Annotated in this window: 14 protein-coding genes; 7 read left to right on the top strand and 7 right to left on the bottom strand. The window is 44.4% G+C overall.

All coding sequences use genetic code 11. The annotated features are described in order from the left end of the window. Positions 1–16: 16 nt before the first annotated feature. Positions 17–6,901, bottom strand: a complete 6,885-nt coding sequence (locus JWR61_RS03635; RefSeq protein WP_301926498.1) for an MBG domain-containing protein — start codon at positions 6,899–6,901, stop codon at positions 17–19. A 407-nt stretch (positions 6,902–7,308) separates the two neighbouring features. Between JWR61_RS03635 and JWR61_RS03630 the strand changes: the two genes are divergently transcribed. Further along, positions 7,309–7,434 (top strand): hypothetical protein, encoded by a 126-nt coding sequence (locus JWR61_RS03630; RefSeq protein ID WP_301926497.1) that lies wholly within the window; start codon positions 7,309–7,311, stop codon positions 7,432–7,434. A gap of 27 nt (positions 7,435–7,461) precedes the next feature. Then, the gene (locus tag JWR61_RS03625; protein WP_301926496.1) at positions 7,462–8,070 is read left to right on the top strand and encodes an HD domain-containing protein; all 609 of its coding nucleotides are present in this window, start codon (positions 7,462–7,464) and stop codon (positions 8,068–8,070) included. A gap of 120 nt (positions 8,071–8,190) precedes the next feature. Here JWR61_RS03625 and JWR61_RS03620 read toward each other — a convergent pair whose 3' ends face one another. From JWR61_RS03620 to JWR61_RS03605, 4 genes are all read right to left on the bottom strand, one after another. Beyond that, positions 8,191–8,361, bottom strand: a complete 171-nt coding sequence (locus JWR61_RS03620; protein ID WP_290335771.1) for a hypothetical protein — start codon at positions 8,359–8,361, stop codon at positions 8,191–8,193. 713 nt (positions 8,362–9,074) lie between these two features. Continuing rightward, positions 9,075–17,453 (bottom strand): hypothetical protein, encoded by an 8,379-nt coding sequence (locus tag JWR61_RS03615; RefSeq protein ID WP_301926495.1) that lies wholly within the window; start codon positions 17,451–17,453, stop codon positions 9,075–9,077. A 583-nt stretch (positions 17,454–18,036) separates the two neighbouring features. After that, on the bottom strand, positions 18,037–18,465 hold the full coding sequence (locus JWR61_RS03610; protein ID WP_301926494.1) for a helix-turn-helix transcriptional regulator: 429 nt from the start codon (positions 18,463–18,465) through the stop codon (positions 18,037–18,039). 359 nt (positions 18,466–18,824) lie between these two features. Continuing rightward, the gene (locus tag JWR61_RS03605; RefSeq protein WP_301926493.1) at positions 18,825–19,463 is read right to left on the bottom strand and encodes a DUF6266 family protein; all 639 of its coding nucleotides are present in this window, start codon (positions 19,461–19,463) and stop codon (positions 18,825–18,827) included. Positions 19,464–19,926: 463 nt separating this feature from the next. On the opposite strand from JWR61_RS03605, the gene JWR61_RS03600 reads away from it, so the two are divergent. Together JWR61_RS03600 and JWR61_RS03595 are read left to right on the top strand one after the other, a co-directional pair. Then, positions 19,927–20,238 carry a helix-turn-helix domain-containing protein gene (locus JWR61_RS03600; RefSeq protein ID WP_301926492.1) on the top strand — a complete coding sequence of 104 codons (312 nt, stop codon included), beginning with the start codon at positions 19,927–19,929 and terminating at the stop codon, positions 20,236–20,238. Positions 20,239–20,269: 31 nt separating this feature from the next. Next, a complete protein-coding gene (locus JWR61_RS03595) occupies positions 20,270–20,926 on the top strand; it encodes a DUF4760 domain-containing protein (RefSeq protein WP_301926491.1) in 657 nt (218 codons plus the stop codon). A 489-nt stretch (positions 20,927–21,415) separates the two neighbouring features. Here the strand turns inward: JWR61_RS03595 and JWR61_RS03590 are convergent, their stop codons facing one another. Both JWR61_RS03590 and JWR61_RS03585 read right to left on the bottom strand, forming a co-directional pair. Then, positions 21,416–21,538: a hypothetical protein gene (locus JWR61_RS03590; protein ID WP_301926490.1), complete on the bottom strand. Its 123-nt coding sequence runs from the start codon at positions 21,536–21,538 to the stop codon at positions 21,416–21,418. A gap of 67 nt (positions 21,539–21,605) precedes the next feature. Further along, positions 21,606–21,812 (bottom strand): helix-turn-helix transcriptional regulator, encoded by a 207-nt coding sequence (locus JWR61_RS03585; RefSeq protein WP_301926489.1) that lies wholly within the window; start codon positions 21,810–21,812, stop codon positions 21,606–21,608. A 148-nt stretch (positions 21,813–21,960) separates the two neighbouring features. Here JWR61_RS03585 and JWR61_RS03580 point away from each other — a divergent pair, with 148 nt between their 5' ends. The 3 genes from JWR61_RS03580 to JWR61_RS03570 form a co-directional block, all read left to right on the top strand. Next, positions 21,961–22,245 carry a hypothetical protein gene (locus JWR61_RS03580; RefSeq protein WP_301926488.1) on the top strand — a complete coding sequence of 95 codons (285 nt, stop codon included), beginning with the start codon at positions 21,961–21,963 and terminating at the stop codon, positions 22,243–22,245. A 115-nt stretch (positions 22,246–22,360) separates the two neighbouring features. Continuing rightward, on the top strand, positions 22,361–22,879 hold the full coding sequence (locus JWR61_RS03575) for a hypothetical protein (protein ID WP_301926487.1): 519 nt from the start codon (positions 22,361–22,363) through the stop codon (positions 22,877–22,879). A 4-nt stretch (positions 22,880–22,883) separates the two neighbouring features. Beyond that, positions 22,884–23,085 (top strand): hypothetical protein (locus tag JWR61_RS03570; RefSeq protein ID WP_301926486.1); only part of this gene is annotated, 202 nt, incomplete at its 3' end.

The following is a 23,085-nucleotide window of genomic DNA, read 5'->3' as shown; positions in this document are numbered from 1 at the left end:
TAGGGTTTGGTTAAAATTACCTGTTTATAATAATTTTATTCACTGTGGTATTGTTACCCGTTTTTAATTGAACCAGGTATAATCCCCGCACCAGTCTGCTTACATCAATATTTTTGATATATTTTTTACCTGCTTCCCAAACGCCATTGTTAAATTCCATAACCTGCTTTCCGTCTGCTGTTAATATCGATATTGAACTGTTTCCTGTTTGCGCCGGAACATATACCAGGGTAAAATCAGCCGATGCCGGATTGGGGAAAATAGACAATGATCCTGCTTTAGCAGGTGCGATATCTTCCTGGTGCGCTACCTGTACCGGTTGCGATACGCCCGTCATCAGGCGGTTTACAGCGGAAGAATCGGACGGGATACAGGCGGTAAATGTATTGAACGAAGCGGTACTTCCTGTATAATTATTTCCACCGCCGCCGCTGCCGCCCTGTACCAGATATTGAATAACCGGTAACGGCGTGCCTGCACGATAAGTTCCATTAATGGCAACTATCTGCCCTGCTCCGCCCACCTGCGCATAGGTAAAATAATTGGTGGGTTTGGGTAATTGATAAGCCGCCGTTGCATATGTCCATTGGTCTTTAAAGTACTTGTTGCTATACATAATTCCTGTAACTACCGTATTGGCATTGTTCTTTTTCGCAAAACCAGTACTGGAATTAATGATAGCGCCGGTTATAAAAATATCCGACGTGCTGGCAAACCCTAATGGCACCCTGGTTATCCAGGTATTGGTGCCGGCATCAAAATTGGTAACGGGTGCTGTAACACTGTTATCTGCAATTATTTTACCGTTCGGAATTGCCTGGCTTCCAACCAGTGTATAGTTGATGTTATTTAATGCGATAGTTCCTGCCCGGAACGTCAGGTAATCTCCGTTAACCGCCAGCTGACCGCTCACTTTGGTAGTTAAATTCAACCACAGGCTGGTGGGGGTATTTGGATTAGCAGTACTACCAAAATTGGTTGCCGTATTGGATGGCAGCAAACAGGGGTTATTAACCACTGTTAACACGCCTGGTACATAATTAAAAGTGTATTTGGATGAAGTACCACCACTAACCGTAATTGGATAAGTACCTATTGCACTTGTCTGCGTAGCGGTAGTGCTTAACACCGGCAACGTGGTAACACTATTTTGTAAACTATCTCCCGGAGCAAAGCCGCTATACGTTGCGGTAAGCTGGTTATTTTCGCCATAAGGCCTTGTAAAATTATTTGCGGTAACCGTTAATGCAGCCTGTTGTATAGTCACTTCGCCAAGGCCATACGTTATATCAAAATTGGGGTTGGCCAGCACGCCGGGTACCAGGTATTGTTTGCCTGCATCCAGACCAGTAATCATATTGATGCCAAACATTGAATTAGGTGAGAACGGTCCTGAGGCATCGCCAGCATCCGCACTATCCAAAATTACCGCTGTATTGTTATTGAGGGCATCAGTGCCGAGCTGGCTGCCACTTACAACCTTAAGCAGGGAGCCGCTAACCACCTTCAACAATGAACCGCTTACAACCTTAAGTAAGGAACCGCTTACAACCTTAAGCAAGGATCCGCTGGTGATCTGTGCAAGCCCGTTGGGTAACATTACAATTGTACTGTCTAAAACAGGACTACCATCTTGATACACCACTGTATTGGTACCACTAACAACCTTTAGCAAAGAACCACTGACAACTTTTAGCAGTGAGCCGTTGGTGAGTTGTACATATGATTCTGTTATGCCCGTTGAACCCGATACAACTTTAAGCAGCGTGCCATTCACCAGTTTCAGTAATCCGCTTACCACTTTAAGCAAACTGCCTGAAGTAGTTACCTGCACCCACGAACCATCATTTACATATTGCACCAATGCTGCGTTGGTAACCGGAACGAGTACTCCGTTCACATACTCCATCAGGGTAGCGTCTACCATCTGCACTAAATTACCATTTAGTATCGGAGCCAGGTTCGATGCACTTACCATCTGTTCCAGCGAACCGCTTACCACTTTAAGCAAAGAGCCATTTACCTTTACAGTTCCTGTATTGAGGTCATCACTTTCCATTGCCGCAGCACTTAAAAAGGCTTTGGATGCAACGCCCGTATTAGCGTTGATAAAGGTGGATGTTGTGGGATCTGTTCTATAATTGTTGATAGATGCTGAAGCCACGTCAACAAGATATTGAATATTTAAATTGTCTTGCAACAGCGGACTTCCGGCAGGTATTGGTATCAGCGTATTGTTTGACAAAGAAAACTTACGGGAATTTTTTACAGCGTTAAAGCTCGCAATTACATTCATGTTGGCAAGGTCGGCGCTGGAAAGTACTTTATTGTTTGCCTGCACCTTAGTAAAATCTTTTACCACCGCCAGTGCATTCGTTGGCATTAATGCCTGATGATAGGATTTGATGTCGTTTGTAAACTGAGCCGCATTAGCAACATTTGCTGCATTGAATTCATACTTATAGGTAATATTATTGCCAATGCTTTGACCGTAAGTGACTGTCATATTGTTCGGCGTTACTTTTAAAGGCATTTTTGCTATGGTAACTGTGCCATTAAAAAACTGGTAACTATATTTCTTTAGCAATTCCGCGTGAGGTGCATAATTTAAATTAAAAGTTCTGGATGGGGTAATAATATAGGTGCCTACATCGCTGCCAGATGTTGCAGCTGTAGTCAGTACCAGGCTATCCAGCCCAATATCCTGTAAACTTAACAACGGGCTTGTGTTTTGTAACAGTACGCCATCCACAGTTATTACTGTAGTTGGTGTTGCAAGCGACTCTCCATATTTCTTAACTATATTGTTAGCAGTAACTTTAATACTTGCGCTAAAGAAATACTTGCTGTTGGAAAAACCTCCATCAGTTCCGTTGGTGCCGGATTTAGGAGGCGTATAAGCAAGAATTTCAGGATTGCCGATACAGGAACTGACTGTTACCGATACTGCATTTGAGTTGATAAAAGTTGGCACAATGCGGGTTGTATCGCCGGGTGCATTCACCAGCATAACAATGGTATTGTAGTTAAAATTTTCGCCAGTAATGGTTACGGTAAAAGGCGTTCCGCTACAGGGTATTACTGAGGGAGGTACAACTACGTCAATCAGGGTTGCGGTGGGCGCAGCAAAAGTGCGCATTGCAGAGTCAGCATTTACCATTCCGAAGCCTGAAATAAAATCGAAATGCGTACCCGGTAAATTATTAGCTACCTCCATATCAACAGCGGTTGTCTGCATCAACGAGCGGATATCATCTGGCGGGGTTGTTGCCAGTCCGAGGAATTTTTTCTTTCCCTCCATTAACAATGCCGCCACTGCGGCCGCATGCGGTGCTGCTGCAGATGTACCGAAGAAATTGGAGTAGCCATCCAATGCACTGTTGGGGTAATCCTGGCCCATTTTAACGGTAGTATTCACACCATCAGGTCCTGTTAAATCAGGCTTATTTCTTACTACACCTTCTGCCTTAGTTCCACCAATAGAAGAAAAAGATTCGATCAATGGTGTTGTAAGATAAGGGGGAGCCTTGTCGTAGCGGGCGGCTCCCACAGCAATGGCACCCGCTGCATTTGCCTGGCCTACCAATGTGGACGTACCTACGTTGTATTCCAGAATGGCTACATCACCGCGGTAAATAATATATTTGATACGTGCCGGGTTGCCATCGGTAGTATTATTAACAACCAGGAAATTGGCATCGGTTAAAGTAGTAATTGTAAAGGGTAATATTTCCAACGGGTCGCCATTGGTGTTGTCCCTGTTAAATCCCTTTAAACCAGTGCCGTCTGTATTGGATGTCCAAAACATATCCAGGTCATAATGCGTACCCTGGGTTTGCCCGGTAGAATAAATATCATCTACCCATTGCAATACAATGGTATAATCGCCGGGAACCAGGGTGATATGCTGAAAAATATCTCCGGTACCGGAAAAATCATGCGCTATTTTTCCAGGAAATCCTGCAGGGGCTGCACTTGCCGGCGTAAAGTCTTGTTCATACGACTTATTTGCAAAATTGCCCGCAGCAGAAAAATAAGATACTCCCTGCGCTTTTACCGCATCTACGGCTTTGGCTACTACCCCATCTTTAAGATAAGGTTCGGTGATATAGGTTACATCATCCACTATAACACTGCAGCCGGCATTTTTTAAGTCGGCAATACCAGTAGCAAAATCACCGGCTGTTAAAAATCCGGTACGGAAATACAGGTTTGCTCCGGGTGCAACATCGTGGACAATCTGAAGCATTGCCCTGCCCTCATCCGTGCTTTTAGCCGGGTAGTCTCCCAATACAGTTACATTGGAAAGATCCCCGTTGGACAGATCAATAGCTGCGGTATTGGTATTAAAAGTTTGCGCAGCACCGGGAACAGGGTTGTAAGGCAGCGTAGCAGTTGTACCGCTGGAAATAGTATTAAAACTGTTTGAAATAACCCCCACTTTAACGCCTGCGCCGGTTAGTTTATACCCGCTTCTTACCAGGTTAGAGCGCATGGTGGTATCACCAGCAGAATTTACAAGCCCGCTGTTGCTGAACGGCGCATAAAAAGGCCGGCAAAAATTAATAATGTCATTCAGTAAATTCAGCTTGAGCAGGTTGGCAATCGGGTAATCGCCCGTGATAATTAATTTGCTGCCCTGCGCACCGTTAACACCATTGGTAACTATATTAACAAGCCCGTAATCCGCAGTCTGCAGCAGGTCTAATACCGTCTGGTAATCGTTTACCTGCACAATGATATCTATCCTTACCATTCCATTGGCAATGATAAAAAATGGCGAAGGATCTCCGTTGGGATTGTTGTAATAAATGGAGGTAAGTTCAGACCCAATCAGTTTGTTGACCTTGTTTGAAACCAATGCCTGTTTTGTGGTAGCGCATCCGGCTGCAGTAACCGTAAGCGTATACATACCAGGCACCCCAACATTGATGTTGGCCTGGTCAGCGGGCGATTTTATTTCTCCGCCGGGAGGTGCTGTCCATTTGAAAGTTGCGCCGGGAGTTAATGAAGACCCGTTCAGCGTCGTATTGCCGTCAAAATTAAAGGGTTTATCATCGCCTGCGCTGGCGTCAGGAAGCGGGTTAACTGTTACATTGACTGTGTTACCGGTGCTGGCGACGCAACCTTTGCTATCGGTTATCTGCAGGGTGTACACTCCGGAGGCAGCATCCGTAACAGTAGGGAGCACCGGATTCTGATCGGTACTGGTAAAACTATTAGGCCCTGTCCAGGCGTATGTATAGGGAGCAGTTCCCCCCGATGCAGCTGAACTTAATGTCAAATTTGTACCTATACAAAGTGGCGAGTTGGAGTTGATACTGCCAACAGTAAGCGCAGGCGCCTGGGTAATGGTTAGAGCTACGGCGGCTGTACAACCGTTTTTATCTGCAACGGTTACAGAATAAGTGGCAGCGGCAAGTCCGCTAAACAGACCGGTACTATTTTGTACACCATTCAGTGAAAAGGTATAAGGCGATGTGCCGCCGGTTGCAGCGATGGTTGCACTGCCTGTAGATGTTCCAAAACAATTTACATTGGTTTGGTTGCTAACGGAGGCCGATAATCCGTTAGCCGGTTCCGTAATGGTTGCCGAAGCTGAACCACTGCAACCGGCAGCATCTGTAAAAGTTACGTTGTAAGTACCTGCAGCAAGATTGCTGATATTTTGAGATAACGCAGTGAACGTACCCGGCCCGGTCCATTTATAAGTGATGGGTGCTGTACCACCTGTCACGGTAAGATTAATGACGCCCGTAGCACTTCCTTTACATAATACATTGGTTTGGGTAGTTGTACCCGCAATATTGCAAAAAATAAAGGGCGCAAAATTGATTGTTATACCGCTTTGAATCATTACCTGTGTTCCGCTCCAAAGCGCACCTGTTAAAGTGGTGGTGCCTGTTCCTGAACCGATATTGATGGCAGCATAAGGCGCCCACACGGAACCAACCCATTTTGATCCGCCGCCTGAGCCATTGGCCGTATTCCATGCAACGGTTCCGTTGGGTGAAGTGGCACCGTTACCATGTGTTTCAAAATAGACACTTGCTTCAGTGCCGCCAATTACCGAAGCTGTTACTTTGCCTAAATCAACGTCGCCTTCCACATACACTTTTATCTTTCCCAACGGGGTGGCACTTAGGTCAAAAACAAAACTGTTGCTGTTGCCCGTATTTTTTATTGATTTAAAGACATATACGCCTGCTCCCTGCAGGGTGATTGTTTTGTTGCCTCCCAATAAAATATTTCTACGAATAACGGGATCTCCATTGGAATTAGCAATCAGCTTTGTTGTTGTTGTGATATCAACAGTGGAATTGTTGACAGGAAATTGGTTGATGGCCGGCATGGAAGGCAACCCAGGGAGTGTTACTACCGGGTTGGCAACGTTTGGAACCAGATTATTGGCAAAATAATAAGTGGTATTTAAAGGATGGTTTACAGGTCCGGTTACCGTACCGCCGCCTATTACGATGTTGCCGTTTACATTGATACTTCCGCCAAGGCTGGCGCTTGAACCTATGGAAAGCACCGTTCCGGGAGCGGGGTTTGTATTTGGAAGGCCGGCGGCAATTTTGCCTGTTACCACATTGCTGTTGGTTAAACTGATGATTCCGCCGCTATACACATTTGCTGCAATGGAAGTATTACCAGTGGTTTGAACAAATTTATAACTGCCTACTGAACCACCATTGATGGTAGTTGAAGATCCGAGTTGAACACCATACCCGGGAGCAACCGGCGCTTTCTGACCTGATAAAGGCTGGCTGGTACCGCCAAAAATAACATAGTCAGAAATACTGGTTTGCTGCGCCTGCAGGGTAGCAAGCAGGGATAAAGACAGCACCAAACAAAGTGCTGATTTTACCACCGTAACGGACGTAAAAAATTGCCTCATACAATAAGTTTAATAGTGAGTGTTGAAATTTTCACGCAGATATTGAAAAATGCTTTTACAGGTCAAACAGTGCTATAACAATTAATGTCAGCACGTTGAAAAGAAAAACAAAAATGGGGTGATTGGCAATTAATGATAGGAATTGACTTTAGGCAGTACTATAAAACGGGAATTTTATGAGGTAAATATAAGACATTCTTTTAGATATGGTTCATAATCTGATAATTATTATTTGTTGGGGGTCGCACCCATTCAACAATGGCCGTGATCTGGCAACGTCCGGGAGCTGCTAAACGATGAAAGCATAAAAGAGAATATGATTTGTTTGTATTGCAGCATAGATTCATACAATGTATCCTTATAACCTGCGTTTGCTATAGGGTCAGTGCGCATTTAATATGTAATGGGTGGCGGAGACCGCTTACCGCACGGGCAGGCAGCAGCCGGGGCAGTCAGCCAGTTTTGGTGCTTCAACCGGTACAGCGTTAAAAATAAACGACCAGCTGAAATGCACCGGCCATGATACTGTTTAATTATTTTATTTATGTTTGTATTAAGTTATGCCTGAAAAGCTATATGAAACCATACGATCGGCCATACTGCTGAAACTCAGCACCCAGTTGGCACCTGACCTGTTTTACCATGGGGTGCATCATACTATTGATGTGGAGCAGCAGGCATGCAGCATTGCATTCAAAGAAAAAATAACCAACCCTGCTGACCTTTTCCTTTTAAAAGTTGGCTGCCTGTATCATGATACCGGCTTTCTTTTTACCTACCGCGAGCATGAGCTGGCAGGCTGCGAACTGGCCAAAAAAGAATTACCAGCTTTTGGCTTGACACAACAACAGATACAAATTATTTGCGGATTAATTATGGCCACAAAAATTCCCCAGGCGCCGCAAACGCAGCTGGAAGAAATTATCTGTGATGCAGACCTTGACTACCTCGGCCGGGATGACTTCTTCCCCATCAGCGACACCCTGTTTGAAGAATTAAAGGCCCGGAACATTGTGACCAGCAAATACAACTGGAACATTATTCAAATGAATTTTTTTAAGCAACACCAGTACTGCACTGCTACCAACCTGCAATTGCGGGCGGCTAAAAAACAGCAGCATCTTGAAATAATTGCTTCGGAGAACGAAGCTATACAAATTGGCTTGTAATGCATCAAAAAGCCCGCCCGGGAAGGGCAGGCAACAAGTTACGCTATTTGTATTTTTGGAGATAGCCTTACAACAGGCACGCCCCGGTTTATCCCTCTTTAATTGCTGGACTAATAGCATCTAATCTTCATTCCGGTCATTTCTACGTGACCGTAACAGTTCTTCTCTTCTGTTGGGCGACTGGTTGATTACTGGTTGCAAGGCAGGTTGCGGCAACAACGACAATAATCCTTTTTTTACAGCGTCCAATACTTGCGACCAGTTTTCAAGTGCATACAGTTTGCTCTTCATACAATTTATTTAAAAATTAAAAACATCTTGCTGCTGTTAAAGGCAGTTTACTGAAAAGGAAATTCAAAAGGGTAAAGGGACTGCTTAACGGGTAATTTTTCAACAGGGTTGCGGACGGTATCAATTTCTTACACAGTATACAATTAATCGGTGTGGCAGGATTTAAATGCCTTGTTAAAAGCATCATAAATACGCAGCCTGCACTTGTAATCAACAATTATTAACATGTTCAAACGGAACTGATCGGCAGTATTTATTTTTAAGCCAATAGTAGTTAATACAAGATGCATTGCTACCGGTTTAAAAAAGTAAATTTTTGCAGAGGATGGTAAGATGTGGTTGTAGAAAAGATAAGCTGAGATGAAGGTAAGAAAAAAAATGATACTTCCAATTTTTAAGGGGGTGTTTTCGACGAACCGGAATTGCCTCTGTTGCAGGGGCTGCCATATTTAAAAGCAAATCATACCAACAAAAATGTATTATCCACACCTCCTGCAGATACGCCAGTTAGTGAGTTTTCCTGGCACGTATAACTATGAAGGTTGGTAACGCCGGAACCCTCCGGCTACCTGCATCTGCGGCAACAGCAGATGAATTGCTTCCATGAGCTGCACTTATCCCTTGCTTTGAATGTCGGTAACAATACTAAAAAAAAGCTGCCCCGGGTATCGGGGCAGCAGGGGTAATTCATGTGTGGAAGAATAAGGTATCCGTTATTGTACAATCACTTTGACTGTAGTTATTTTTTTGTCAGGCGCTGCAATTTCCAGCTGGTAAATACCTGCGAGTATTTTATTGGCAGGTGTGATGGTTTCTGTAGCAGTACCGCCCATGTGGGCAATGTAGTTGCTCACCACAACCTGGCCCAGGTTGTTCATTAACCGCACTGCATACACACCCTTCGCCATACCGTTCATCTGCAGGTGAATGGTATTTTCTGTAACCGGGTTAGGAAATACATAGATGGCAGGTGTGCTTCTGTTCAGTTTCACTTTTACAATATTACTGTAACCAATCACATCGTTGTAACTGATGCTGCGGATACGGTAGTAATACTGACCCAGTGCAGGCGCTACATCCAGCCAGTTGTAAGCAACAGCCGCTTCACTGTTTCCCGCAGAAGCCTGGTCGGCTACTTTGGTAAAGTGCGTACCATCTGTTGAGCGTTCAATCTCGTAGCCTTTGATGTTTTCTTCGCTGGCCACATTCCATTGTACCCCGATATCACTGGCGAGCACACTGGCAGCCACATTGGTGTACACCACCGATGGTTTAAACACTACCCTGAAGCGGTTGACAGCTGCAGAAGTTTTATTGCTGGTGATTGCGAAATTGATTTTAGTACTGCCATTCATATTAATGGGCGTATTGATATGCGTAAACTGATCCTGTACAAAACCTGCCAGGTTATCCTGATCCAAATTAGTTGCTATTAACTGGAACTGGTATTTTTTAGCAGTTGTCCTGGTGAGCTGGTAAAACAACGTATCAGTCATCGCTGGCAGCGGCCTTCTATTAGCTGCCAGTGCAACCCCATTACAAAGCAGGCTGAACGTTTCACCTGTATTGTTCATTTTTTTGGCATCCATCCAGTCAACTCCCGGGTTATAGCTGTCATTAAACTGCGCCAGGTTACCATCTGCCAGGAACAGGCTGTCTTTATTTGTAAATGCATACAAATTGGTAGCAAGCGATGCTATTTGGGCATTGGGGCTCATCGGTCTGAATATTGCCTGGTTGTTAACGGTTGATTTTGCTGTCTCGTCTATTACAAGTGATGAATCTGCCGTGCCAGGATTGTATACATAGAATGCTTGTCCGGACTGAATAATCGCACTTGGATTGCCGGGCGAACCGGAAGGGCTCGCAATATAAACGCGTGATCCCGGACTGTTTTCAAACAAGGTTACATAGCCTCCACTCAGGTTTAAGTAGGGATCCCAAACATATAAGGAATTGGTAAGACCAGTTCTCGGTAATTTTCCAAAATCTACTGGCGATGCGTATGGATTACCAATCATAGTAAATGAAGTTGCCGCCGCAGTAAATGTTTGTGTACCAGTTTGTAGTTTGCCACTTCCACTAAGCGTTGTAGGGGTGGAATTTCCGACCGTAAAATTAGCCGCCGTTCTATCTCCCCTTACAAACAGGAAGTAGGGTATATTAGCAGCATTTGTTCCCGCTTTGGATAATTTGGCATTAATCGTATTATTAACAGGGCTCAATACCTCATCCCCTACTTTTAAAGAACTGTTAGGATAGGGGCCGTTATCAAGCCCATTTCCACTAATGCCAGTACCTACGACTGAACCTGTTATAAATGTTCCCTTTCCTGCTACCGAAGGAGTTATATCAACTGTTGCACCTCCAATCTGCCAGTTGTCGAATATGCTGCCTCCGCCATATACCGGTGTGGTAAACAAATGCCATTTTCTACTGGGCATGCCGATAAAGCGCTCTACAGTAACTTTTCCGCTGCCACTGTATGCAATCGTTCCTCCTACCTGGCCCACCATAGCGGTATTGGTTGAAGTAGAGCGTAAAACCAGCTCATCATTGATGGATAATGCCCCGGCTGTTGGCGTCAATGCTCCATACAACGATACTTTGTTATTTAAGGTTACTGCAGCACCTGCACTGCTGATGGTTAAGTTATTTAACGCATTGGTTGTGCCATCGATAGTCTGTTTAAAATTAATGGTGCTTGAACCTGCAGCATCAAAACTAAGATCAGAAGTGGGTGAACCTTTAAAGGTTCCTGTTCCCATAGTTACAGATCCCGAGTTCGTTAAAGCAAATCCATTCAGATCTACTTCTGCGCTACCCTGTAGAGTAAGTGTTTTTGTAAAAGATGCTGCGGTTAACTGCGGCATAAACGGTGCAGTTGCAGGAATTATTACATCTGATAAGGCTGTAGGGATTGCCGCACAAGACCAGTTGGCCGGCTTCTGCCAGTCATTATCAAACACGCCTGTCCATTGGTTTGAGGCAGTAACGACAGTTTTAGTAGCGGACGGAGCCGACACACAACTTGTGGCGTTATTTGTAATAACCACCCTGTAGTCGCCTGTTACGCTTGATGCAAACGTTGAAACACTACCAGGATCCGTTGCTGATGCAGGTACTGTCCACAAGTAAGAATAGTCAGTAGTTGCACCAGTTGCCGGTACTGCAGTAATCGTTGCCGGTGCACCTCCGCATATTGTTGATGCGGTTACGTTTACGATGGGAACAGGATTAATGATAATTGTAGCTGTTGGCCCGGTAAACCCTGTCGTACGGCTACAAGCTTTGGTATCAGTAACAGATACAAGCGTATAGGTAGTAGTTGCCACTACGGGCGTAGCAAATACGTTAAACGGAGTACCGCTTACCACATTGTTTACTGTACGGTTAGCTACCCCATCATTGTAAACTACAGTAAATGGCCCTGTGCCTGCTGTTGTTGTAAAAGTAAGTTGTCCTGCACCCGTTCCGCAGAAAGGGCCGTTGGCTGTTAACGATCCTTGTGCTAGTGGATTAACTGTGATGGTAACAGGCAGGGAAGGAGAAGTGGCAGCGCAGCTTCCAACCGCTGCCGATACCGTATATGTTATTGAACCCGCTGCCGTTGGTGTTACGGTAACAGTTCGGGTCGTATCATTACTTGGTAAGGAAATGTAAGTAGTTGGTGACCAGGTATAATGGAGTGGATTGTACACATTTGTGCCAGATGGGTTCGCCAGGCTATTTGTCACCACCACATTATCCAAAGCCCAGTTACTACCTGCCGAGCCCAAATAATTGAAGCTAATCATCAAATTGGACAAGCCGAGATAAGCATTTAAATCTATGCCTATTGCCGGGCTTAAACCGTTTGTAGGACCAAAAACATTACCACCTGCAGTTCCTGTATATGTCTGAAGTGTTGTCCACGAAGTACCACCATTTGTAGAAATTTGTATAGAAGCTACAGCCCCGGAATTCAGATTATAAGCCTGGTTAAAAACCAATACAGCAGATGACATGCCAACGGTGCTGAACACAGGCGTATAAAAAATGCTTGGATTAGTGACCGGAGGAACTCCATTCACGATGAAGAATTTATTGCCAACAGGAGTAGAATTATACGTTACGTTATTATATACATCGCCATTTGTTATTCCCCATATATTATTAGATGGGTTGCCACCGCTATTAGGACTGGCATTGCCACTCATCCCGCTCCAGCCTGTTGGTTTAGGATTACTAAAATCACCTCCTGCAATCACTAATCCGGTACTTGAATAACCTGACGCCGTTAATGTTATTGGCGCACCAATACATGTTGCAGTAGCCGATGGCGTAATTACTGGTGTAAAAGCTGGAAGAACTACGAGTTCACCCAATGTGGAATATACACCAGCGCAGGTACCATTTGTTACCAGTACCCTGTACAAAGTGGTCTGGGCTAAATTCAGATAGCTCAGTGTTGCATTTCCTCCGTTGCCAATATTTGTCCAGGTACCACCTCCATTGGTGGATTTTTCCCATTGGGTAATTGTTCCAGTGTGACCCGTCAGTGTAATATTTCCACTGTTTGCGTTTGCACAAACAGTGAGCGGCGAGGAACTGGAAGGCGATAACGTACCTCCGACAGAAGTTGCATTAGTTGTGACCACAAAAGTTGTTGTTGCTGGTCCATTACACCCGGCAGCACTGGCTGTAATAGTGGTAATGCCGCTCCAGCCAGCTGCGTAGGTTACAGCGCCTGTTGATGCAACAATACTATTCCCGGCAAATCCAGCAGTGGTAGCATCAAGGCTATAGGTAATGCCTGTTGAATTAGTCGCGGCAGTAGTTGTGGTTACTGTACCAGCACCCTGGCAACGCGTTGCTGTTGCCGGTGAAAATGGGTTGATGGTTACAGTAGGTGTAATTGTTACTGTATGTACAGCTGTCTTAGGTCCGTTACATCCTGTAGCGCTGGCGGTAATAACAGAAGTACCAGTCCAGCCCGCTGCATATGTTACAGCGCCGGTTGTAGCAATTATTGAATTACCCACAAAAGCCAGCGTTGTGGCATCTAAACTATATGTAATGCCGGTATTGTTTGTCGCAGTCGCACCATACGTAACGGTTCCCGCACCCTGGCAACGGGTTGAAGATGCACCAAGTGTAAACACAGGGGTTCCGACTGTTGGAGTAACCGTAACGGTATGGTTTGCCGAAAGGGGGCCGTTACAGCCTGTTGCAGTAGCAATAATTACAGACGTTCCGCTCCATCCGGCAACAAATGTTACATCGCCCGTGCCGGAGTTAATAGTGTTGCCAGCACTCGTACTTGTAGCATCCAGTGCGTAATTTAAGGTAGTGGCATTCGTTGCTGTTGCGCTGTATGATACAACACCTGCACCCTGGCAGCGGGTAGAGGAAGCACCTAGTGCAAATACCGGTGTGGTGACAGACGGACTTATTGTAACTGTCCTGAAATTTGAAGACGGGCCACCGCAACCACTTGCCGAAACCTGTATGTTTACCGTTCCTGAAAACCCATTTGCCCAGGTCATTACGCCGCCGGCTGAAATACTACCGGCAGACCCATTACTAAGTGACCATGTGAGGCCTGTATTACCGGCTGCAGCAGCAGCGTAGGTGGTAGTTGTAGTTCCGTTAGTAAGCTGACAGGCCGGTTCTGTACCCCCGGATACAGATATAGAAGGGGTTGCAACAATAGCGGTGACAGTAATTGGCAATGTTACTACTACAGGGCCACAATTACCCGTTTTTGGAATTGTATACACCACATTGTATGATCCTGCGCCTGTAGTTGTTGAAGGCGTAATTGTTCCTGTAGCAGGATCGATACCCAAACCAACAGGTGAGCTACTAAATGTGCCGGAGTTGTTCCCGGTAATGGTTACTGTATAAGGTGCGCCATCAGCAATACAAAAACTGGTAGTACCGCCATAGCCAATGCTGGCTGCAGGTGCTGCATCTACTTCAACTAAATTAGTAAATGGCGATATGGGGCATCCCGGAGGAGCATAGCTTACCGTATATGTATTAGGTGTAGTTGATGAGGGAGTAACTGTACCTGTTGTACCATTGATAGTTAATCCTGCTGCTGACGAGAATACGCCTCCGGTATAATTTCCTGTGCCCGTCAGGGTCACCGTTTTAGGGCCATCAGCAGTACAGTAAGGCTGAGCCGGGTAACTAATGCTGCCTGTAGGATTTGCTGAAATCGTAACAGTAGTTTGTATTTGAACCGTACCGCAGGAGCCTGACGGAGGAATTGTATAAGTTACTGTGTACGTTCCGGGCGTACTTAAGTTAGGGTTAATTTCACCTGTACTTGTATTTGTAAATGTTAAACCCGCCGTACTTGAAAATGTTCCACCTGAAGCACCTGTTACAGTCGGTGTGGCAGTGGTATAAGCCAGGCAGTATGGGCTTCCGGCATAGGTAACTGTTGCAGTTGGCGCCGCGACAATGCTAAACGTTGTAGTTACCGGAACTGAAGCACAACCACCTGAAGCAGGAATTGTATAAGTTACAGTATGACTACCTGCACTACTTCCATTGGGTGTAAATGATCCCGTACCTGTATTTAGTACAAGTGAAGGATCGGATGAAAAAACACCGCCTGAATAGGAACCGGTACCAGTTAATGTTACCGTTTGCGCTGTTACATCAGAAGTGCAAAATGGAGCTCCTGCATAACCAATGGACGCAGTCGGAAGCGCCGTTATCGTCACTGTTGTTGTTAGTGTAAATGCACCTGTGCCGGTTTTACTATATGTTACTGTATAAGTGTTAGGCGTACTTCCACTTGGAAGAATATCTCCCGTGGCAGAAATGCTTAGCCCTGATGGGGATGCAGAATAAGCAGCACCAGAAACTGCACTTGTATTGTTATACGTAACGGAATGTGAAGTATTGTCTGAACTGCAATAAGGTGCTCCGTTATAGGAAATGGAAGCCGTGCTAATAGTAACAGATGTTGTTGCCGAAACCAGGCTACATCCCCCTGCCGCTGCTTTAGTATATGTTACAGTATAAGTACCTAGCGTACTTGCACTTGGTGTAATAGCCCCGGTAGAAGCGTCAATACTAAGCCCACCAGGTGAAGCAGTAAAAGTGCCTCCGGTATATGCATTTGTACCGGTAAGGGTAACGCCTTGTGGAGTGGAAATAATGGTAGCCATGGTGGATGGCGAATAAAATAAGCCGGTAATTGTGGGTGGTTGCGTTACGGTAAGCTGTGCCGAAGCGGAATTAACCGAACCATTGATATTAGTAAATACTGCACGATAATAATATCCTGTTACAGCAGCGGTGGCTCCCGTAACAGTTAAAGTAGTAGATGCAAAATTTGAATAGATACCGCCGTCTGTTCCGGCAATAATATTACTCCAGGTAGTACCATCGGTACTCCGTTGCCAAAAAACAGTAGGTGAAGGAGTTGATGAAGAGGTGCTCGTAAAAAATGTGTTGTTACCTGTACAAATCGCAACTGCTGAAGGATTTGCAAAAACGGTCGGCGCCCCCGTTGATTCCCCCACACAGAAGTCGCCAAAACCTGTTGTAGTGGCTTTGGTACTAGTTGCTGTTAGTGTGCCGATAGTTGTAGTGCTCCATGCGGAGCTGCTATAGTCCCTTACTATAAAATTTGAAGTATTAGCTCCGCCCTGGATATCTCCCGCAACAAAAGTAAAAGTAGCATCATAGGTACCAGACAAGCCCCCTGAGCCTGTAAGGGTCCAATAACGTTTAACATATTTTGTAGTGCTTATACCAGACGTTACCAACGAGGGATGTTGAAGAGCAAAAGGTGTTATGGTTAAATCACCAGCAACAAATGAGGTGGTGGCATAATTAATCAGTACAGGTGAATAATTTGTAGCATCTCCTACATCAAAAGTATAAGAAGCAGCAGCGCCGGTAATATGCCGTTGCAATGTACCATTTACCCATCCACTTGTCCGGCTTACACTATTTGCTGCAATCACTTTAAAAGAGGCCGTGGTAGTAAGTACTCCATTATTAAGTGCGAGACTATTCGTGGCAGTTACATTGTTACTAATAGTTACACCTGCCCCTGTATTGTCGATACTTAAATTATAAAATGAAAATCCAACCGCAGGAATAGTTTGGGCAGTAGTACCATTAAAACTAACAGTGCTTCCTGTAGTTACAGTATAGGCACCTGAACCAGTTGAAAAAGTACCGGCAATACCTACTGTTCCACTTGCCGGTAAAGTTCTTGGGCCGTTAACAGTATTGCTTAAATTATAATAGTTTACTGCAGCAATGATTTGGCTTGCAGTAGAATTATAATTTACTGTAGTTCCTGAAGCAATATTGTTTGTGGTAAAGCCGGGATAGGCTGTGGCAGTAGCACCACTACCAATATTAAAAGTTCCGGAAGTTAAATTAAGTGTTCCACCTGAACCAGATGTGATTTGTTTACCATTATCATTTAATACGCTGTTTGCCGTTACATTCCCAATCGTCAATGTAGTTACTGTTACGGCAGCAGTTAAGTTTACTCCCACACTATTGTTAATAATTAAATTATTAACAATTGATGGAAGTCCATCCCCAGTTACTTGAAGGGCCGCTCCGTTATATGAATAATTTGCACCAGTGCTATATGTTCTGGTGCCAAGGACCTGAATACTTCCGGCTGCAGCAGAAAGTGTGATACCAGCTGTATTTGCAGTAATTAAATTAGCTCCAGAGCTTAATGTAAAAGTAACCGCATTGCCTCCTGATCCAGCACCAAAAAGGATCGCAGTACCGTTAAAACCTACAGTACCCCCTGAGTTAACCGTGACCGTACCTTTACTTGCTATTGTCAAGTTATACGTAAAATTCAAAGTTCCGATCACCACAAGGCTTTTGGCATTGCTAGCTGCGTCAACTGTTACTGTCGCACCGGAAACGACAGTAACATCATCTCCAGCGCCCGGAATCACCCCGCCTACCCAAGTAGTGGTAGCATTCCAATTGCCGCCGGCAGCTGTACTGTTTATTGCTGCCGCATCTGCCCCAAAAGCAAACACAAAAAATGAAAATATCAATGCAACTGTCTTAAAAGGGTTTGTGGCAACGTAAAATTTCCTCATAAAAAAAAATTAAAGTGGTACAAATAATAAATAAGCGTTGTTTTTAGGAGGATAGTGGAGTATAGTTGCATCAGTGAATGAACTTCTACAATACTGCAACAGATATATACAATCAAAACTAAACTACATTGTCAGCATCAGCTTTTCAGCAAAAATGGATGATAAGGGAAAATAATGGTAGTAATCGTTTGGGATCGGATTTAATAAAACGGGTGGTTCAACAGACGTACAGAAGGATAAATAATTAAAAAGCGGATAGTCTTTGAATAGAATTGGAGGATTGTAGTTAAAATGCTACACAAACATAGGAGTATTTTGCGATAAATCAATTTTTACCGGCAGTTTTTCGACGAAAAGATGCAGCGTTATTACTGTTTTGGAATCTCTAATGGGTTAAGTGGCGCTGGTATATTAAATTTTCGGGCAATTTTTGCAGTTCAGGCATTTTGAAAGCAGTTTCAATAATTCCGCAGTCATGTAGCAGATAGTTTATTAAAAAGCAGTCGCTACAGAGCTATGCGATGATTAAGGTGCATCCCAGGTTCCTGAGCACATACATCGTTTATAAGTCAGTACCCATTTGTTATATGTTTCTACTGCTATTTTTTTCAGCCAGTAATTTTTCAAGCCATACAATTTTTTCTTCTTTCTCTTTCAGCCATGCCACGTACAGGGATTTAATTTCCTCCGCCTGCTCCATAATTTTATCTAAAGTATTAAATGTGCATTGATGATTGACCGCATTTAATGTAGAAGCATCGTTACTTGTAAAAGTGTTTGAAATTACATTTACCGCTGCTTCCTCATCAAAATTTTTAATGGCCTCGGCAGGTACTTTTAAAAGTTTTGCTACCTGGTCCAGTAACGGATCATCAATCAGCTCCTTTTGTTCCAGGGCGGATATTCTTTGCTGGTTCCAGTCGTCGCCGAGCTGGTAAGCAAGGCCTTCCTGTTTAATGCCCAGCATTTCTCTAAAGCGTTTTACATTGCGGCCCATATGTATTTTGTTCATAGTTGCGTGGTTATGTACAACAAATATAATAAACACCCCTGATACCATGCGGGGTAAATTACAGGCTGCACCGCGTATTTACCGGTTTATTAAATTGCAGCCGTGGCTGTTTTATTGTTGTTTTGCCACACAAGCTACTGCGGTACATCGGGTGCGTTCAGATACCTCCGGCAATTTAATTTATTTTAGCATTGCAGCGGGTTAACTGCCTGTAGCGACCCGCTAACCTCTGGCATTGCTGAACATTTTTATTTTCATCTGCACAACATCAGCCCCGGTTTACACAGATCAAAGTTCCTGCATAAAAAAGCCGCCCTTGAAAGGGCGGCCGTTTTGCAACATTGCACAGTTCCAGATGTTTAGGAAACAGTGATCGCTCCCGTATAGATGCTGGTGGCAATATCGCGACCGTCTGCCGAAAGGCAGCCGATGTACGTGTGAACCGCCTGGCCACTGAAGGTAGACAGGTCAAGTACATCCGTAAGGGCGCTCCGGACAGCGCTGCCGGTAGTGTAGATACACTGGTTAAGCGCAGGGCAATAGGCGGCCAGTATTACCTGGTCGGTGGCTTTGGCAATCCCTACCCCGCTGTTGTCTGTCCAGCTGTAGGTAAGCTGATTTCCTGCACCCATGGTAGCAGCAGGCGCCAGCACATTGGGCAGATCGCCACGGGATACCAGCACATTGGCATACACGATGCTGAAGCTGGGATACGTACCGTCCATTGCATTCTTAAGCATGTAAGAGACGGCGCCGTTGGCACCCGTTTGTTTGGTGGCATAATTGCGAAAGCCGATGGCAACCAGGCCACTCATGCTGGTTACGAGGCGAACAGCCATACCGAACTTTAACTGCTGCGCCAGCTGGGCATCGGTAGCAGTAAAATTGGTGCGGCTGGCTTTGCTGCGCATGTAGTCGATCCCTTTCCAGGTGCCGCCCACTACGCTGCCGACTTTTCCGGAGAATCCTCCCAGGATTCCTTTGTTGATTCTTCCCATAGTAATTGGATTTAAAACGGTTTACAATTGCTGCCAGCGATGGGTCCCATAGCTGTCGCCGCAGCGTTGATGCTGATTTAAACGACGTTTGAAAACTGCTATTTTGTGGTTGCACAAATTTGAACGCCGTTGCACATTTTTGCACACCGTTGTACAGACCACGGGTTTGATGGAGAACGGCTGGTAACCTGTTATGCAAGTTTTTTAAATAGCAATCGTTGTATATTCTTTGGTGGGTACGGTAGTAAGCGCAGCGGGTTACACCAACTACTGCCCTGCTGAAAATGGCAGATGAAAAATGGCAGGCTGCAGGTAAATAATTTTGTGCAGGGGCCGTTATTCAATAAAAAATAGGTACAAAAACGTAGGTATAAAGACGTAGAGAGCTTTTTAAAAAATACGTCTAAACACGGATGTATTTGAAGAAACGGCGTATTAAGTTTGTTTCCTTAAAACAACCGTTATGATAAACAGCAACAAAAAAACACTCCCTTCCTTCGAAGCCCAATTGTTAGCTCCGCCGGCTGGCAAAGCTTTAGCCGGCAGCCAGGCAGTGCCCAGTAAAGAAAGCCTGCAACTAACTTTAATGGACAGCCTGGCCGTGCAGCAATTGCTGCAAATATGCAGAAGCTCCCTGTACAACTGGCGTAAAAAAGGGTTACTGGCTTTCAGCAAAGTCGGCGGCAGAATTTACTTTGAAGCAGCCGATGTATACCGGATGCTGCAGGAAAGAAAGCAACAAAAATGGCGGCCGGTTGCCTCACCAGTTCGTTAATAACCTTTACAATGAAAAACCAACCATAACAATGCAGGATTACAAGTACAAAATACCACCGGTAGAAAAAGCGATTAACCAGTTGGTGAAGTTTATATTTTACTACCGGCTGGTATTTGTGCTGGCCGCTGTACTGTTTACCATTGTAACGGCATTGCATATTTACCAGGCAAGCGTGCCAGGCGACCGGCTTAAAAACAGCGCCCTCATAATAACTTTTGGTTCCATTATCATTGGGATATTTTACTCTATCCTTAACTATGAACACGGACAGCTAAAATTCAGGCACGATATAAAGGTATCCAGGGAAACGCTCACCTTTACCACCAGCTGCAAAATGCATGAGGCGGAAACCATCCGGCATTTTAAAAACATCAAAGTTTTTTATGATGACAATAAAGCCAGTTTTATCCAGGCCAACTTTTTGAGCATCCAGCAAAAATTAAAAGACAATCCCGAAGCACGCACCTCTTTTGTGCTGTTGTTTAATTATTTTGAGGGCATTTCGCTTGCCGTGTTGCAGGGCATCATGGATGAAAGTTTTATGAAAGAATTTTTTAAAACCGTTTTTATCGAATACTATCAGTATTACGGCGGCTATATCGTGCATTTAAGAAACGAAATAAAATCCAGCCGGGTGTTTTACCACTTTACGCAGGTGGCCGAAAAATGGCAGGACCAGGAGTAAAATACAACAGGAATCCAACAATAATAATTTATAATAACAGGTTCATTTATCCATCACAAAAACATCCAAGTATGAAAAACACCGTTTCCAAAGACGCTATGGGCTGGTAAGCAGACAGCGAACAAAAAAAATCAAGGTGAACGAACGGTTCACCTTTTTTGTTATCTGGATATCCCTGAAAAAGTATTTTCCTTCAGCACCAAATACATCACAGATAAAAGTTTGACTTAAGATTTTCTTTACTGCATCAAAAGTAGCTGCGGTCATGTGTATCATCAACAGCACATATTATACCGCTGCGAATTGAACTGCTGGATGCAGCCTTGCAACGACAATCAACATTTGGTTTGTATTGAAGTAAATTATTTACGAAAACAAAGTAAGTATGCGGACATCGGCGCAGTTTGCAGGAGTTAAAACGGATAGCTCCGCGTGAAAAATCGGGATGCATTATCAAGTGTGATGAATGTATTTTTATATAGTGGCACTTTACTTTTTATTATCCAGCAATTGCTGCAACAACGCCACTTTCTCTTTTTCACTTTTTATCAATGCTTCGTAGAGTTCTACGATTTTGTCTAAAGGATTGAAGGTGGGATAGTAATTAAACAACGAATTCCCAGTCGCATTGTCATTATTATTTACAGTATTTGATATAATGTTTACTGCAGCTTCCTCATCAAAATTCTAAGGCTTCTGCAGGTACTTTTAAGAGTGTCGCTACCTGCTCCAGTAACGGATCATCAATCAGCTCCTTTTGTTCCAGCGCCGAAATCCTTTGTTGGTTCCAGTCGTCGCCGAGCTGGTAAGCAAGGCCTTCCTGTTTAATACCGAGCATTTCACGGAAACGCTTTACGTTGCGGCCCTGGTGTATTGTTTTGTTCATAGCTTGGGTTAATTATGCTGCTACAAATATAAGCAAAGCTTACGCATAAAACCATAGCGTATGTTACAGGCGGCAGCCCGTAACATACGGCATTAAATGTAATATACGGCCTGTAAAAGCAGTTGCTTTACAGCAGATAAATAATGCAGTGGGTGCAGCAAAAAAGGCCCGCAATACAAGGGGCAAAATAAAAAAGAAACAACAAAGGGCATTGCCCTACGAATGGCAGCGCATAGCTTATTATTTTGAACTGCTGGATGAAGAAGGCCCGGCCGAAGACCTCTGGAAAATACTTAAACTGGCGCTGATTGCAGACAATGACCATACTGATGAGCACGAGCGTAGCAATATGCTTTTCTTTTACGAGTATACCAAAGAGTTGTTTCAGCATGTATATACCTTGCTGCAACGGCAAACTAAAAACCATTCTTAACCCAACTTAAAATCAGTTTCATGCCCGCTACCGCATTTGAAAATAAGGAAATCCGTTATGCGTACGATAGCATCCATGAGTTTTTTGACAGTTACGGATTATGCAGTGCCAACGGATGGAAAGCATCTTTAAAGCTGCCCTGCGAGGCAAAGCCTGGAAAAAGGCCGACCCTTACAGTTTGCTTTATTTTATGGAAAAGCTGGAAGCACTGCGCGGTGCCGCGTTTATAATCCATTTCACCTATAGTAAAAGGGCCGAAGCTATTGTAAAGGAACCGCAGCATGGCAATACCGGCATGCTGCAAAAACAACACTTCATTGGATGCCAGTCGCCCTGTACTGAATGGCATTATTTTCCCCGGAGTCTCACCGCCGGGCAATACTACAATCCCTATAAAGCCATTGAAAAATTTGTTGCATGTATGACAGAACCCGAATGGAAAAACGCAATCAGCACCATAACCGAATATGCACTCCGCAATGATTCAATCAATAACGAAGATTACCCCTGCAATGTGCTTACACTCCGGCGAAGGCTGCTGCAGCTAATAGAGGGTTGCCATTTGCCGGACATACGCACCAACCTTCCAAACCATCCGAATGTAAAACACAAACAAAAAAAAATAAAAAAATAAGGCAATGTATTACTTACTGACGGAACGTTTTAAAAGCCAGGAAGCAAAGCTGGCAGCACTTATCATCGATACCATACCCGTAGCTAAAATTTACCTGCTGGGCAGTACCCTGCAACAGCAGCGCACAGAAAGTGTTTTTATGACCGATGCGCCGGGCTGCCGCCATGCCAGTCATTACTGGTTGCTGGTACTGGTTGATAAGGAAT

The organism is Ferruginibacter sp. (assembly GCF_028288465.1).
Classification (GTDB): domain Bacteria; phylum Bacteroidota; class Bacteroidia; order Chitinophagales; family Chitinophagaceae; genus Ferruginibacter.
This window is presented reverse-complemented; position numbering and strand designations above follow the sequence as displayed.